This is a genomic window from Saccharothrix sp. ALI-22-I (genome assembly GCF_001984175.1).
Taxonomy (GTDB): Bacteria; Actinomycetota; Actinomycetes; order Mycobacteriales; family Pseudonocardiaceae; genus Actinosynnema.
Map to the genome: position 1 here is coordinate 13,551 of NZ_MTQP01000021.1, position 13,788 is coordinate 27,338.

Sequence of the window (13,788 nt, forward strand, 5' to 3'; positions counted from 1 at the left end):
TTCGAGCACGGGAGAGCACGATGACGCGTCCCATCACCCTGTTCACCGGCCAGTGGGCCGACCTGCCGTTCGACGAGGTCGCCCGACTGGCCGCCGAGTGGGGCTACGACGGGTTGGAGATCGCCTGCTGGGGCGACCACCTGGACCCCTGGCGAGCCGCCGAGGACGACGACTACGTCCAGGACCGGCTGGCGATCCTCGCCAAGCACAACCTGAAGGTCTGGACGATCTCCAACCACCTCACCGGGCAAGCCGTCTGCGACGACCCGATCGACGAGCGGCACCGGGGCATCCTGTCCGCCCGGATCTGGGGAGACGGCGAGCCTGAAGGAGTGCGGCAGCGCGCGGCGGAGGAGATGAAGGTGACCGCGCGTGCTGCCGCGCGCCTCGGCGCGGGCACCGTCGTCGGCTTCACCGGTTCGTCCATCTGGAAAACGGTGGCGATGTTCCCGCCGGTGCCGCCGTCGATGATCGATGCCGGTTACGCCGACTTCGCCGCCCGCTGGAACCCGATCCTCGACGTGTTCGACGAGGTCGGCGTCCGGTTCGCGCACGAGGTGCACCCGTCCGAGATCGCCTACGACTACTGGACGACCGTGCGGGCCTTGGAAGCGATCGGGCACCGGCCCGCGTTCGGCCTCAACTGGGACCCGTCGCACTTCGTCTGGCAGGACCTCGACCCGGTCGGCTTCCTCTGGGACTTCCGCGACCGCATCTACCACGTCGACTGCAAGGACGCCCGCCGCCAGGTCGGCGACGGGCGCAACGGCCGACTCGGCTCCCACCTGCCGTGGGCCGACCCGCGGCGCGGCTGGGACTTCGTGTCCACCGGACGCGGCGACGTGCCGTGGGAGCGGTCGTTCCGGATGCTGAACAGCATCGGCTACGACGGACCCATCAGCGTCGAGTGGGAGGACGCCGGGATGGACCGGTTGCTCGGTGCGCCGGAGGCGCTGGAGTTCGTGCGCAAGCACGCCTTCGACGCGCCTTCGGCCTCCTTCGACGCCGCTTTCGCCAGCGGCGACTGAAGGTGTCAGCGATGGCCGACTCCGAGTCGCGCGCCCCGGACGGGGGCGGGGCGCCGACCATACCTTCACTGCGGACCGTGCGGCTGGACCTCGGACTCACGTCGCGTGAGGTGGCGGAGAGCGTCGGGGTCACCACCGCGTGCCTGCTGCGCTGGGAGCGGCGGCAGCGCACACCGGACCCGGTGCTGGCGGCCGCGCTCGCGGACGCGCTCCGCCTGGAGCCGGAACGGGTGGAGGCCTTCTTCGCCGAGGGACCGGAACATCCGCTCGTCGACGACACCGTGCCGGGCCACGGGTTGCGCGCACTCCGCAGGGACCTCGGCCTGCCGGCCCGGCACATCGCGGACGCTCTGCGCGTCACGGTCGGGACGGTCTACAACTGGGAGAGGGGCGGCAGCAGGCTACCGGTCCGGCTGCTCGCCCCGCTCGCAGAGTGCCTCGGCACGGGGTCCGACGAACTGGCCAGGGCGTTGCGCGAGTCCCCGCGCTGCGCCCGGACCGTGGTGCGGCTGAGCGGCGAACTGGCACGACTGCGCGATCTGGCCGGCTACTCGCAGGTCAAGGTCGCGCACCTGCTCGGGGTCTCGCGGACGACCCTCCGCGGTTGGGAACGAGGCGACGCGGTAGCACCTTGGCATGCGATCCGGCTCATGGCCTCGCTGTACGAGGTGCCCGTGGCCGCGGTGGCGACAGCGGCGAGGGCTGGAAAACCCGCGTTCCTCTCCCCGGAGGCGTGGCTGCCGGGTGACTTGCCAGAGGTGCTGCGCGTGCTGCGGCAGTGGAACGGCCTGACCCAAGCCCAAGTGGCACAGCGGTGCACCACCAGCACCGACTCGGTGCGTGGCTGGGAACGCGGCAGACAACAGCCGGGCCTCTACCCACGTCGCCGCTTGGAGTCGCTGTACCGGTTGGCCGCCGACTCCCTGTTGCGCGCCTACGCCGAGCCACCGCCGGCGGGCACGCGTGCTGTCCGGGACGCGTCCTGAACCCCGGACGTTCCCCATCTACCAGTGAGGAGGACCAGTCGTGGCGCGAGATCGCACCGGACTGTGGTTGATCGGCGTGCGCGGCTCGGTGGTCCTGGTGAACCCGGCGGCGCGCCGAAGCGATCCGGCACGTAATCGGATGATGTCGGAATGAGGGATGCGCGACCCAACCACCCCAACCGTCCCGGACGAACCGGCTGACCTTTCGGACATGGGGACGGTGCCGGGGGTTGGGCCGGCGAGACTGCACGCCTCCGTTCACGGTTGGGGGACACCTTGCGGACATTGGTCGTTGCTGCACTGGTCGGGAGTCTGCTGGTCGCCGCACCCGAGGCCGATGCGGCGGGGATCGGCTGGGTGCCTTGCCCTGATCAGCCGACGGCCGAGTGCGGGACGGTGGAGGTGCCGTTGGATTGGGCGGACCCGGGTGGGCCGTGGGTGGAGTTGGCGGTGTCCCGGGTTCGGGCTACTGATCCCGCGCGGCGGATCGGGGTGGTGTTCGTTGACGCGGGTGGGCCCGGTGGGTCCGGGGCGGAGTTCGCGCGTGCGCCGTATCTGAGTGCGGAAGTGCGGGCGCGGTTTGATGTTGTCGGGTTTGATCAGTTGGGGACCAACGGCAGTTCGGCGATCCGGTGTTCGGCTGAGTTGATGGCGCTGAACCCGGGTGACGATCCGCAGGACGAGGCGGCGTTCGAGGCGTTGGCGCGGCACAACCGGGCGGTGCGTGAGGACTGTCGGGCCGGGAATCCCGTGTTCGATCACGTGGACACCAAGCGGTCGGCCCGGGACATGGATGCGGTGCGGAAAGCGTTGGGGGAGAGGCGGATCAGCTTCTACGGCATCTCCTACGGCACGTTGTTGGGCCAGCAGTACGCGGAGATGTTCGGGTCACGGGTGCGGTCCATGGTGTTGGACGGGGTGATCGACCACAGCGTCGACAAGCGCCGGTTCGTGCTGGACCGGGCACGGGCGGTGGAGGAGGCGTTCGGCGTGTTCGTCGCGTGGTGCGCGGAGAACACCACGTGCGCGCTGCACGGGCAGGACGTCTACGCGGCGTGGGAGAAGGCACTGAAGGCAGCCGACGAGATCGGGTTGGGGCGGGAGAACCTGATCCTGTCGGCGTTCTACGCGATCCGCGGCGGGGCGTGGGAGAGCTTGGCGTCGCTCATCGCGGACGTCGGCGGCGCGCGGATGTCGTTCGAGCCCAACTACGACTCGCTGCGCTACGCCGTGGTGTGCCAGGACTTCGCCTTGCGGTTCCGGGACTTCGGCGAGTACCGGGCGTTGCGGGAAGCCGAACTCCGTGCGGCGCCCACGTTGCGCGGCACGTTCATCGGTCACCAGGAGGCCGCCACCTGCGTCGGCTTCACCGACCGCCCGACCAACCCGCCGCACCGCCTCGACGTCGACCACGCACCGCCGCTCCTCCTGCTGACCAGCCGCTACGACGTGGCCACGCCGTACGCGTGGGCGCGGAACGTGCACCGGCAGGCCGAGGGCTCGCGCCTGGTCACCCTCGACGGCCCCGGCCACGGCGTCTACCACGCCAACGACTGCACGCGGACCGCCGCCGACACCCACCTGCTCGGCACCGCGCCCACGCGCGACACCACCTGCTGATCCTCCACACGGACGACCGAACACCCCTTCAAGAGACGCTGACCTCACCCTCCCGGGTTGGACAGCGTCGAGTCGTCGGGGGCGTCGTCACTTCCGGTCCACCGCCACCGCGGGTCAGGAGCTGAGCTTTCCCCGATACCCGGGGCCGTGGTTACCTGGCTCCGATCGGTGATCCCCGGTCGTGCGTGTTCGTCACACTTGGTCACCGTTCTGGCATGGAGCTGCGGCCGCGTTCTCCCCAGTCGCCGCCGACCGTGGAGACGCGCGTGCGGACGGTGGACCGTTCGGCGTAGCCGCTACCGTTGTGCGCGAAGTCGTGTCGAGAGCGAGGAGTTCCACGGGTGTCGCGGTTGCTGCTCGTCGAGGACGACGCGATGTTGGCCGAGGCGTTGTCCCGCGCGTTGCGCGGACTCGGGCACGAAGTCGCGGTGGCGGCCACGGGGGAGCGGGCACTGGAGACCCTGGTCGACCGGCGGGCGCTCGTGGACCTGGTGTTGCTCGACGTGATGCTGCCCGGCATCGACGGGTTCGAGGTGTGCCGCCGGATCCGCGCGGGTGACACGGTTCCGGTGATCCTGCTGACCGCACGCGGTGACGCGGTGGACATCGTGGTCGGTCTGGAGTGCGGCGCCGACGACTACGTCGTGAAACCGGTCGAGCCACGGGTGCTCGACGCACGGGTGAAGGCGATCCTGCGCCGAGCCGTGCCCGCGCAGCCGCCGAGGCCGCGCGTGCACACCGTCGGTGACCTCGAACTCGACACCGCCGCCCTGGTGGTGACCCGGAACGGGGCCGAGCTGAACCTCACGTCCACCGAGATCCGCCTGCTGATCGAGTTCGTCGAGCACGCGGGCCAGGTCCTGAGCAGGCAGACCTTGCTCAAGCGGGTGTGGGACTACGGGTTCGCCGGCGACTCGCGCCTGGTCGACGCCGCCGTGGCCCGCCTGCGGGCGAAGATCGAGCCCGAACCGGCCAACCCCGTGCTGGTGCGCACCGTCCGGGGATTCGGATATCGCCTGGTCAAGCCGTGACGTGGCGGCCGAGCCTGCGGGCCGGCATCGTGTTGACCGTCGCGGTCGTCACCCTCGTCACGACCGTCGCCATGGCGCTGACGACCTACCACCTCCAGGCCGGGGCCACCCGGGACCGGTTCACCGCCTCCGCTCGGGCCGCGTTCGACTCCGACGCCCAACAGGCCCACCAGTTCCTCGTCCGCAGCACCGCCTTCGAGTCCGCCGTGGTGGGTGTGGCCGAGTACATGCGGGCCCGGCTCGGCCTGACGTGGGCGTTGGTCAACTTCACCCCGACGTCCGGCGACGTCTCCACCTCCAAGGACGGGATGTACGTCCCGGTCGCCGGAACGACGGGATCGTTCCCCGGTCAGCTCCCCGTGGCCAAAGTGGACGAGGCTCGACAGCGCATCGGGGCGGTGCGCTACACCGTGGACACCCCGGACGGTCCCCAGCTCGTGATCGTCGGCGAAGTAGAGCCCGGCCTGCTGCTCGCCGAGTTCTACAACACGCGGAGCGTCGACGGCGAACTGACGACCCTGCGCGACCGGCTCGCCGTCGTGGCGGCGGTGATCGCCCTGCTCGGCGGCGCGCTGGGCGTCCTGGCCGCGCGGACCGTCCAGCGCCGGGTGCGCACCGCGGCCGACGCCGCCCGCAGGTTCGGGGACGGGGCGCTGGACACCAGGCTGCCCGTGCAGGGGCGGGACGAACTGGCCGACCTCGCCGGTTCGTTCAACGCGATGGCGCAGCGGCTCGGGGAGTCCATCGAACAGTTGCGGTTGAAGGACCAGCAGCAACGGCGGTTCGTCGCCGACGTGGCACACGACCTGCGCACACCGTTGGCGTCGATGGTCGCGGCCGCGGACGGCCTGCACAGCCCGGACGCCGCGGACCGCACGAGATCGGCGGAACTGCTCGGCAGCCAGGCGCGGCGGCTCGGCGCCCTGGTCGAGGACCTGTTGGAGATGTCGCGGTTCGACGCGGGTGTCGCCGAACTCAGGCCCGAGGTCGTCGACCTCGAAGCGCTGGTAGCGGACGCCGTCGGGTTGAGCGCACCGGGTACGGACATCCCCGTCCGGCGTACCGGGAACGCCGCCGTGTTCGGCGATCCCCGCCGACTGCACACGATCGTGCGCAACCTCGTGACCAACGCGGTCCGGCACGGCGAACCGCCGATCACGGTGACCATCGACGGCACGGGGGCCGACCGGGTGCGCGTGGCCGTCGCCGACTCCGGGCCCGGCCTGCCTGCCGGGCTGGCCCCGGTCGTCTTCGATCGCTTCGTGCGCGGCGACCGGGCCCGCAGTCGCACGGAGGGCAGCGGTCTCGGGCTGGCCATCGCGCGGGAGAACGCCCGGTTGCACGGTGGCGGGTTGGAAGTCGACAACGACGGCGGCGCGGTGTTCACCCTCACCGTGCCGCGAGGTGAGCCCGGCGACGTCCGGTGAGCGTTCCGGGCACATGAACCGCCGTGCCCGATCACCCTGGTGTCGTGCGGTGAGCGGCTGTCACAGAACGAGCACATGACGCGCATGAGCCGCGGCGGCGCTGGTGGCGGCTCCGGCCACTGCTGGGCCGGGGTCGTTCTCGGGTGGTCGTTGTGGCGAAACGGTCACACGATGATCGCGTTGCGCGGACATCGGACGAGCAGGGTGAGGCGCATGCGAAGTCGTTCTCTGCTGCTCGGTGTCGTGCTCGCGCTGACCGCGACCGTGATGGGCGCTGTTCCGGCGCAGTCCATCGTGGGTGGCACCGAGTCAACCCGGGCTTACTCGTTCATGGGCTCGTTCCAACCGTCCTTCCCCGCGCCACCGCGCCCGGACAAACACGGCTGCGGGGTGGAGGTCCTTGCGCCGCAATGGGTACTGACCGCCAGTCACTGCGCCGGCAAGAACCCGACCGGGGCGAGGGTGGGTGTCCCGCGCGGCTGGAAGGTACGGATCGGGTCACTGGACACCACGTCCGGAGGCGAGGTCGCCGAGGTCGACCACTACTACCGGCTGGCGACCAACCAGGACGAGGGGGGTTTCTGGGGCAAGGACCTCGCGTTGATGCACCTGCGGACCCCGGTCCGGGCCAAGCCCGTGCGGATCGCCCCGACCACGCCACCGGACAACACGCCCGTCCGCATCATGGGCTGGGGCATGATGTGCGACGACAGCGACAATCCGGCGTGCTTCCCCACGCGGCTGCGGGAGGCCGACACCGTGGTGCAGCCGATCTCGACGTGTCCGGTAGCCGCGCCCAGCGGAGAGTTGTGCATCGGTAGCCGGGACGGCGGCGTCGCCGCGGGCAACATGGACTCCGGCGGGCCCGCGCTGGTCCGCGACGGCGACCGGTGGGCGTTGGCCGGTGTGGTCAGCGGTCCCGGCGGCGACGGGGCGCCGACGTTGTACACCGATGTCACCAGGCACGCCGACTGGATCAACGGCATCATCACCGGCACGAACGTGCCCCCGGACGACCGGATCCCGAACGTGGAAGGCGCGGTGCAGCTGTACGGCTGTGTGGGCTCGGTGGTCCGCACCCCCGTCTCCCGGCCGCAGGACCCGGCGCTGATGCTGACCAACGGTCACTGCGTGCAGGGACAGCGGCCCGCGCCCGGAACCGCGCTGGTGGACCAACCCGCCGACCGCGACGTGCCCATCGCCGACCGTCAGGGCTACCCCCAGGCGACCGCCCGCGCGAACCGGCTGGTGTACGCGACGATGACCGGCACCGACATCGCGCTCTACCGCCTGGACAAGACCTACGCGCAGTTGACGGCCGAGGGCGCGAAGATCTTCCGACTCACCTCCACCCCCGTGCGCGCGGGCGATCCACTGACCATGGCCTACACCAGCAGCCGCTTGCACTGCACCGCCGAGGCCGTGGTCACGCACCTGCGGGAAGGCGGCTACCAGCAGGACGACTCGATCCGCTACACCGCCGGCGAAGACTGCGCCCCCTGGCCAGGCACCTCCGGTTCGGCACTGCTGGCCCCTGACGGCACCACGGTCGTGGGTATCCACAACACCCACAACGTTGCCGGCGAGCAGTGCACCGACGACAACCCGTGCGAGGTGGGCCCGGACGGGGCCGTGACCTCCGTGCAGGGCCGCGGCTACGGCCAGCAGGTCCACCTGATCGCGGCCTGTCTGACCAAGGGGTCGAAGCTGGACCTGTCCCGCCAGGGCTGCACTCTCACCGGCGCCATGCCCTGACCACCACTCCGGTGACGGCGACCGGCACAGCGGCCTTGGCGACGAGTACAGACACACTGCTTGACCAGCAGCGATGACTTTCGAGCGGCACAGGCGACAGGCCGCCACGCCGCCGCCACGCCGCCGCCGGCGCGACATGGCACCTTCGGTCAGCGAGGTTTTGGGGCCGGCAGAGCGGTGAGGACGAAGGTGAACTCAGCGGGTCGGACTTCGAGCCGGTACTCGGGCAACACGCCCGGGCCCACCGCACCGGAGCCGATGCCCTGCACGGCGTGGTCGGTGTACAGGTAGGTCCTCGGTTCGGCGGTCAGGTCGGTCTGGTGCCGTGCCGCGGCCAGGTGCTGGTCGCTCCACCGTCGAGCGGCCAGGTTGAACACGGGATCTCCCTCGATGCGGACTCCCGAGCCCTCCGGGTCGGCCACCTCGGCCCAGCGCACGTCCAGCCGGTTGCCGTTCTCCTGTGGTCGTACGTAGGGCGTCTGCATCTGCTCGATCGTGGTCTGGAAGCGGCCGATGCGTACCGCCTGCCGGGAGTCGGGGTAGGCCTCGCCGGGTCCGGCGCCGAGCCACTGGACGCGGGACCACTCCTGGGGCACCGTCCACCGCAGGCCGATGCGAGCCAGGGAGGGCGCCTTGTCCCGTCGGACGAGTTCCTCGTACCGCTCGGGTGGCAGGTCGGTGTCGACCATCGCCTCGGCGAAGCTGTCGCCCCGTTCCGGCCAGTGGCCGACCGGTTCGGTGTGGACGCGCAGGCGGAGTCGGTCCCCGTCGGTGTCCCAGCGGTAGGTGGTGAGGAAACCGCACGTCACCGCGGCGGCAGCGCTGCGCACCACGACGGTCAGGCCGTCGCGGTCCGGGCTGACCGACACGGTCCGGTGGCGCAGCCGGTGCAGGCCGCGTGCCTCCCAGTACCGCGCGTCGCCTTGGGTCCACGAGAGGTCGTTGTCGGTCGGTGCGCGCCACAGCGCCAGTTGAGGACCGTGCAGGTACTGCCCGTCGAGGCTGAGGAGCGTCCCGGTGCGCCGATCGAAGCGCGCTGAGCCGAGCACGATGTGCGCGTCGACGGGTTCCGCGGGCACAGGCGCACTGCTCGGCATGGCGGGGAGGGCATCGCTGGTGGACGGCAACGGGATCTGGCCCCATGCGACCACATGCTTTCGGGGCGCCCAAGCGGTGGGCTCTGCCGACTCCGCCTCGACGGTCAGCCACCGTTCGCCGTCGCCGTCGATGGGCAAGGCGGTCGCGGGGATGGGTAGCTCGGTCCGCTCGCCGGGGCCGAGTCGCGGCGTCGGGAGGACACCGTCGGCGATCGGGATGCCGTCGCGGAAGAGCGACCAGGTGAACCGCAGGTGGGACAGGTCGAGGAAGTCATAGCGGTTGTGCACGCGGATGCTGTTGGCGCCGTCGCCGGCCTCGATGCGCACGGGCTCGTTGACCTTCTGGTACTCCAGCAGCCCCGGGGACGGCGTCCGGTCGGGGAACACCAGCCCGTCGCAGATGAAGTTCCCGTCGTGCAGGTCCTCGCCGAAGTCGCCGCCGTAGGCGAAGAACTCGCGGCCTTCGGCGTCGGTGGTGCGCAGGCCCTGGTCCATCCACTCCCACACGAATCCGCCCTGCACCCGTGGATACCGCTCGCACAGCGCCATGTACTCGGCCAGGCCACCAGGGCCGTTGCCCATCGCGTGGGCGAACTCGGTCAGCAGGAACGGCATGCGGTTGCGCGGTTCGTCCTTCGGGTCGCCCTCGCCGTCGTTGGCCGGGTAGTGGTTCTCGCCCGGCCGCAGCAGGCCACGACCGATCCGGCCGACGTCGGCCGGCGTGCGGTACATGACCGCGTGGATGTCCACGTAACGGGCCATCCGGTCGCCCTCGTAGTGGATCGGCCGGGACGAGTCGCGCTCGCGCACCCACGCGGCCATCGCTTCGAGGTTCTTCCCGTCGCCCGCCTCGTTGCCCAACGACCAGGAAATGACGCTGGGGTGGTTCTTGTCCCGCTCCACGGTCCGCTCGACGCGGTCGAGGTACGCCGAGAGCCAGCGCGGATCATCGGAAGGGTTGTCCGACCAGTATTCGGGCCCGCTGTACTCGAACCCGTGCGTTTCGAGGTCGCATTCGAGCATGACCCACAGACCCAGTTCGTCGCACAGGTCGAGGAACTTCGGGTGCGGCGGGTAGTGCGAGGTGCGCACGGCGTTGATGTTGTGCTGCTTCATCATCTCCACGTCCCGGCGCATGGTCTCGACCGTGACCGCCCGCCCGCGCTCGGGGTCGAACTCGTGTCGGTTGACGCCCCGCAGCACCACGCGGCGGCCGTTGACCGTGAGCACACCGGACTCGTTGATCGCGACGGTGCGGAACCCGAGCCGCACGCGCACCCGCTCGCTTCCGGTGGCCAGTACGGCGTCGTAGAGGAAGGGGTCCTCCGCACTCCACGGCCGCACGGCGTCGAAAGCGAACACGCGGTCGACCGGCACGTCGGTCACTCCCAGCTGCGGGATGGTGATCTCCGCGGGAGCATCCGCGTCCACGTCGATCCGCAACCGCCCGCCGCCGGTGGCCGCGTCGTAGTCGGCGTGGACGAACACGTCACGAATGCCGCCTGCCGGACGTGCCAGCAGGGTGACGTCCCGGAAGATCCCGGACATGCGCCAGGTGTCCTGATCCTCCAGATACGTGCCCGAGGAGTACTGGTGCACCCTGACCGCGAGGACGTTGCGCCCCGGCCGCAGCGCCGCTGAGGCGTCGAACTCCGCCGGCAGGCGGCTGCCGAAGGTCACTCCCAGTTCGACGCCGTTGAGGAAGACCCGTGCGCACGAGTCCACGCCTTCGAAGCGCACCACGGCGGGTGTGCCCGCCCAGGACGGCGGAAGGTCGAAGACACGTCGGTAGTCGCCGGTCTGGTTCTCGTCGGGGACGAACGGCGGGTCGACCGGGATCGGGTACGAGATGTTCACGTACGCCGGTTTGCCGTAGCCGTGCAGTTGCCAGTGCGACGGGACCGGGAGCCGATCCCATCCCGTGTCGTCGAAGCCTGGCAGTTCGAAGCCGTCCGGCTCGTCGAGCACTGTCGTCGAGAACCGGAAAGCCCAGTCGCCGTTCAGGTCCAGCCGCGGGGCGTCCGAGTCCAACGCGGCGCGTGGTGCGACCTTGCCGTAGCCGGGCGAGAAGACCTCGAAGTAGCGCGCGGACATTCCGTTCCTCCTGCGGCGCGAAAGAGATCGCGCGTAACCGTGTTCGTCGGATGCGATGTGCGGACGGCCGCGCTGCGCCAGTCGCCGGTGGTGTAGTGGCCGTCCTCAGTAGCTTCTGCGACTCGACTTGATGCCCGTGGTGGAGCGGCCCGCCTCGCCGCCGCAGGTGTCGAAGCGCTTCGACAGTCGACAGGCTAGTGAGACTGCAATGAGGTGGCAAGGCCTTCCGGGGTGGCGGGCGAGCCAGTCGGCGACGAACTCGTCGACCACCCGGCGCAAGGGGAAGAACTCGGCGGATGCCGTGGCCATGTTCTGCCGCAAGATGAACGTGTGCTCGTCGTACGCGTGGACCTGGATGTCCGGATCGGTGTTGTGCTTGGCCGACGGTGAGCCGTGAATCCACCGGACATCCAGCGCACCGCCTGGGCGTCTGTGCAGGGCAGGGCCGACGCCGGTTCAGCAGGCGCTGTTGAGCGCGTCCAGGACCGCCGTGTACGCGGGCTTGCGCGCGCCGCTGGAGTCGAACAGCAGCGGTGTACCCGACGCCCGCCACGAGTCGCTGTCGCGGATACCCCACACCGTGATACCGGTGCAACGGCTCACCGCCAGGCAAGCCCGCACGACCCGCCGGTAGCTCTCCGCCTGGGCGGCGCCGGAACCCTCGACGTCCAGCTCGGTCAGCTGCACGTCCACGCCGAGGTCGGCGAAGTTGCGCACCGTGGTGACGAAGTCGGCGGGCACCGGGTGGTTGGCGTTGAAGTGCGACTGCAGCCCGACGCAGTCGATCGGCACGCCGCGGGCCCGGAAGTCGCGCACCATCCGGTACACGGCCTGGGTCTTGGCGTGCGCCCAGTTCTCGATGTTGTAGTCGTTGTAGCAGAGCTTCGCGGCGGGGTCGGCCGCCCGTGCCGCGTGGAACGCCGCCTCGATCCAGTCGTCGCCGGTGCGCTGGAAGTTGGAGTCGCGGCGTGCGCCCGTCGGACCGTCGGCGAACGCCTCGTTCACCACGTCCCAGGCGTGGATGCGGCCCCGGTAGTACGCCATCACCTGCGTGACGTGGTTGAGCATCGCCTCGCGCAGCGCCGTGCCCCGGAGGTTCACCAGCCACGACGGCTGTCCCGCGTGCCACAGCAGCGTGTGCCCGCGCACCCGCATGCCCTGCTGCGCCGCGTGGTCGACGATCCGGTCGGCCGCGGTGAACACGAACCGGCCCTGCTGCGGCTCGGTCACGTCGAGCTTCATCTCGTTCTCGGGCGTGACCATCCCGAACTCGCGGTCGAGGATGCCCGTGTAGGTGGGGTCGGACAGTTTGTGCGCGGTGACCCCCGCGCCGAAGTACCGGCCGCTGCGCTGCGCGGCCGCGGCGAGGGTCGTGGAGGGCGGGTCGCCGGTGTCCGCCGCGGCCGGGCGGAGGGGGAGCAGCACGCCGGCCGCGGCGAGGGACGCGGTGGCCAGGGTCAAGGACGCGGACAAGAGCTTGCGCACTTCGATGGTCCTTTCCGATGCGGTGCGCCCACGATCGTTGTGCCGCACCGGGTCGGGCAAGGGTTGTCGAACGTTTTCGCAACCCTTGCGGCCATGGGAAAGCCCGGTGGCGACCGTTCGGCCGGATCGCTGCGCTCCGTGCGGCGCAGCGTGTCGGCCCGCGGGGAGGGACGGGCGGGGGTGCGGCCGCGTTGCGGTGTCCACACGATTCCTTTCTTCTCCGGTCGGCACCGCGTCGGCGGTGCCACGACCCTGGCGTGATCAGGTAGCGGCTCGGGTCGTGCCGGGCTCGTCGTCACGCGCAAGGTGTGTCATGCCTCCAGCCTGGAAGGCCGGCCGCCACGCGCCCATCCGGCAACCGTCGGGTCCACCCCCGCCGGGTGGCCGGAACATCCGTCGCCGACCGCAAGAGGGGGAGTGCTCCGGCGAGCCGGGCCGTACCCGTCCTGACAGTTCGGTGGGCCATGCGGCGTCCCGACCGGGGGCTCAGCTCAAAGACGGTCGCACCACGCCCGTCGGAACGAGATCCGGGTCGGCGGGGCGGTTCCCGCCGACCCGGCAGGGCCGATACCGAAGCCTGCCGGATGGTCGGCCACCCCAGGGCACCGCTGAGGTCCGGCCCGGGCGGTTGAGCGCGAACCGCTTGGCCAGCGCGGTGGCCGTGGGGTGGGCCCCGCCGTCGCGATGGGCTGCCAGCAGCTCCTCGACTGCGGCGGAGGCCTCGGCGAACCCGTTGCGGGACTGGACTTCCGAAAGATCCGGTCCCGTTCTACAACGGCACGCCCTGGTTCCCGCCGTTCGCGGGTGCCTATTACCAGGCCGAGGACCGGCTGGGCTGATGGTCGTGAGTGGTTGTGGTGACCCTGACCGCCACAACCACTCAACGACCGCGATCGTTTGGGCTGTCCCTCAGAATGCCGGCGCGGACTGGCCTGCTGGCTGGCCGTGGCGACGTGCGTCGAGCACCGCGTCTCGCAGCCTGTTCTGGACGATCGCGAGGCATGCGTACACCGCTCCTCGTGCTGTCGACAGGCCGATCTCCTGTGTCGAGGTCTTGATCTTCGGGACGGTCGGGAGGCTGTGGTCGAGTCGGGTGCGTACGTCGGGGAGGACTTCGTCGACGAGTGGGCGCAGGCGGCCCGTGAAGTAGACCGAGTCCGGGTCCAGTGTCACGACGGCGGCGCTGACGGCGGTCACGATCGCCGTGGTGAACGCTTCCAGGATCTCGGCGCGGGGCGTGTCGTCGTGTGGTTGCAGCCAGAGGT

At 70.5% G+C, this 13,788-nt stretch carries 9 protein-coding genes and 1 pseudogene; 7 read left to right on the forward strand and 3 right to left on the reverse strand.

Annotated elements, in window-relative coordinates; translation table 11 throughout:
• Positions 1 to 20: 20 nt before the first annotated feature.
• The 6 genes from ALI22I_RS01075 (at position 21) to ALI22I_RS01100 (ending at position 7,847) form a co-directional block, all read left to right on the forward strand.
• Entirely contained in the window at positions 21 to 1,028 is a 1,008-nt protein-coding gene (locus tag ALI22I_RS01075) for a sugar phosphate isomerase/epimerase family protein (protein ID WP_077003708.1), read from the forward strand.
• An 11-nt stretch (positions 1,029 to 1,039) separates the two neighbouring features.
• Positions 1,040 to 2,014, forward strand: coding sequence for a helix-turn-helix domain-containing protein (locus ALI22I_RS01080; protein ID WP_077003709.1), 975 nt, complete (start codon positions 1,040 to 1,042; stop codon positions 2,012 to 2,014).
• A gap of 285 nt (positions 2,015 to 2,299) precedes the next feature.
• Positions 2,300 to 3,634, forward strand: a complete 1,335-nt coding sequence (locus ALI22I_RS01085) for an alpha/beta hydrolase (RefSeq protein ID WP_179118038.1) — start codon at positions 2,300 to 2,302, stop codon at positions 3,632 to 3,634.
• Positions 3,635 to 3,975: 341 nt separating this feature from the next.
• On the forward strand, positions 3,976 to 4,665 hold the full coding sequence (locus tag ALI22I_RS01090) for a response regulator transcription factor (protein WP_077003710.1): 690 nt from the start codon (positions 3,976 to 3,978) through the stop codon (positions 4,663 to 4,665).
• Positions 4,662 to 6,092 carry a sensor histidine kinase gene (locus ALI22I_RS01095; RefSeq protein WP_077003711.1) on the forward strand — a complete coding sequence of 477 codons (1,431 nt, stop codon included), beginning with the start codon at positions 4,662 to 4,664 and terminating at the stop codon, positions 6,090 to 6,092. Before ALI22I_RS01090 ends, ALI22I_RS01095 begins: the two co-directional genes overlap by 4 nt.
• Positions 6,093 to 6,305: 213 nt before the next feature.
• Positions 6,306 to 7,847: a trypsin-like serine protease gene (locus tag ALI22I_RS01100; protein ID WP_077003712.1), complete on the forward strand. Its 1,542-nt coding sequence runs from the start codon at positions 6,306 to 6,308 to the stop codon at positions 7,845 to 7,847.
• 149 nt (positions 7,848 to 7,996) lie between these two features.
• Here ALI22I_RS01100 and ALI22I_RS01105 read toward each other — a convergent pair whose 3' ends face one another.
• On the reverse strand, positions 7,997 to 11,038 hold the full coding sequence (locus tag ALI22I_RS01105) for a glycoside hydrolase family 2 TIM barrel-domain containing protein (protein WP_077003713.1): 3,042 nt from the start codon (positions 11,036 to 11,038) through the stop codon (positions 7,997 to 7,999).
• A 208-nt stretch (positions 11,039 to 11,246) separates the two neighbouring features.
• Here ALI22I_RS01105 and ALI22I_RS50210 point away from each other — a divergent pair, with 208 nt between their 5' ends.
• Positions 11,247 to 11,435 (forward strand): hypothetical protein, encoded by a 189-nt coding sequence (locus tag ALI22I_RS50210; protein WP_077003714.1) that lies wholly within the window; start codon positions 11,247 to 11,249, stop codon positions 11,433 to 11,435.
• A gap of 59 nt (positions 11,436 to 11,494) precedes the next feature.
• On the opposite strand, the gene ALI22I_RS01115 is transcribed toward ALI22I_RS50210, so the two are convergent.
• On the reverse strand, positions 11,495 to 12,523 hold the full coding sequence (locus tag ALI22I_RS01115; protein ID WP_238597999.1) for an endo-1,4-beta-xylanase: 1,029 nt from the start codon (positions 12,521 to 12,523) through the stop codon (positions 11,495 to 11,497).
• A gap of 909 nt (positions 12,524 to 13,432) precedes the next feature.
• A pseudogene (locus tag ALI22I_RS01120) lies at positions 13,433 to 13,788 on the reverse strand (hypothetical protein); the annotation flags it as partial.